This window comes from Pseudomonas sp. MHK4 (assembly GCF_054600775.1).
In genome coordinates this window covers 1-615 of record NZ_BAAIAK010000054.1, presented here as the reverse complement: position 1 = coordinate 615, position 615 = coordinate 1, and the positions used below count along the sequence as shown (strand labels likewise).

The 615-nt window shown below is 60.0% G+C and carries 1 protein-coding gene; it reads right to left on the bottom strand.

Translation table 11 applies throughout. The features are described 5' to 3' along the window. A partial coding sequence (locus ACYP2Q_RS31480) for a phospholipase D-like domain-containing protein (protein WP_459734107.1) occupies window positions 1-615 on the bottom strand: 615 nt, incomplete at both ends.

Genomic DNA, 615 nt, shown 5'->3' with positions numbered 1-615 from the left:
GAATGGTGTCGGCGCGCCCGAGGCTTTCGAGCATGCGTTGGGTATTGACTGCGCCAGGGCCAAGGCCTTGTTCTGTGTCATTGGTGACAACGAACAGATGCAGGCTGCCATGCTCCACAGGATCACGCCCGGCTCTGGCCTGGCTGGCGGCGACGTCCTTGATCAGGTTAGCCAGGGGAGGCCAGCGGAAATACTGGTTCTCGATGTAGATAAATTGGGTCGCGTTGTTGACGGCTTGCAGGTAAAGCTTCTCGATATCCCGCTTGCCTTCCTGGGGTTGGGTGCGCAGCAGTTGAGCCAACTGCCGGGTGGCGCCGGGCAAGCATTGAAGTTGTGGCCCTACCTGCTTGGCCTGCCGTGAAGCGAGCAGGTCCTCGCCGGTTTCCTTGCGCCAGGCGCTGGCGAAGTTGTGGTGCAGGTGTTCCAGAATCGGCCCGCTGACCTGGCTGGAAATATCCTGACGTGGCGTATCACCACGCGGGCCATGATCGGGTCTGGGCTTGCTGTTCCTGGATCGATTTAGCGCGGTATGCCTGTCAGTGTCCCAGTACTCGTCGAGCATGTTGTGGCCCATGACGAAACCGATGGCACGGTCTGGCAGCTCATAATCGACCA